Origin of the sequence: Parendozoicomonas verongulae (assembly GCF_009711465.1) — a bacterium.
Lineage (GTDB): Bacteria > Pseudomonadota > Gammaproteobacteria > Pseudomonadales > Endozoicomonadaceae > Sansalvadorimonas > Sansalvadorimonas verongulae.
On the sequence record NZ_SMME01000376.1, the window covers coordinates 1 to 680 of the forward strand.

1 protein-coding gene is annotated in these 680 nt (G+C 44.9%); it reads left to right on the top strand.

Features of this window, described 5'->3' with window-relative positions; translation table 11 throughout:
- Nucleotides 1-31: 31 nt before the first annotated feature.
- A partial coding sequence (locus E1189_RS00765) for an ankyrin repeat domain-containing protein (protein WP_230459871.1) occupies nucleotides 32-680 on the top strand: 649 nt, incomplete at its 3' end.

Consider the following 680-nt stretch of genomic DNA (forward strand, 5'->3'; position numbering starts at 1 on the left):
TAACCACTGCACACCGCTTCATAATGCAATTATGACAAGTCAAATTAAAGCAGCTTTGAGGTTAATTAAACTGGGTGTAAATGTTACTGCACGGGATGACCATGGCGCTACACCGCTTCATATAGCTGCCCGGGTTGGTCTTGCTGTAATGGTAACCGCACTTCTTGATAATCATGCAGATATTCATGCAATGGATAACGGCGGTAACACGCCACTTCATTATGCTTCCGTTCCCGGACAAATTGAAACAGGCAGGATTCTGCTTGAAAATAACGCGAACCCTAATGCGCAAAATAGGAAGGGGTACACTCCAATGCATACAGCCGTGTTAACCAATCAAGCCAAATACATTGAGCTACTCATTGAATATCATGCAGATCATGAAGTGAAGGCTAATAGTGGTGATACAATGCTCCACATTGCTGCCCGCGCAGGACATAACCAAGCCGTTATATCGCTTATTGAGCACGGAGCTGTACTTGAGGCTAAAGATAGCAAGGGCATGACGCCTCTTGGTAATGCTGTCCTTATGGATAGAACTGAAACTGCGCTGGCATTGGTTAAAAAAAGGGCAAACGTTGGAACGCTTGACCGAATATTATCTGAAAAGCTAAACGGATGGCTTCGTGAAGCAGGAGTCACATCCTCGCCTGCAATGAGAAAAAAAACTGCCAGTTCGA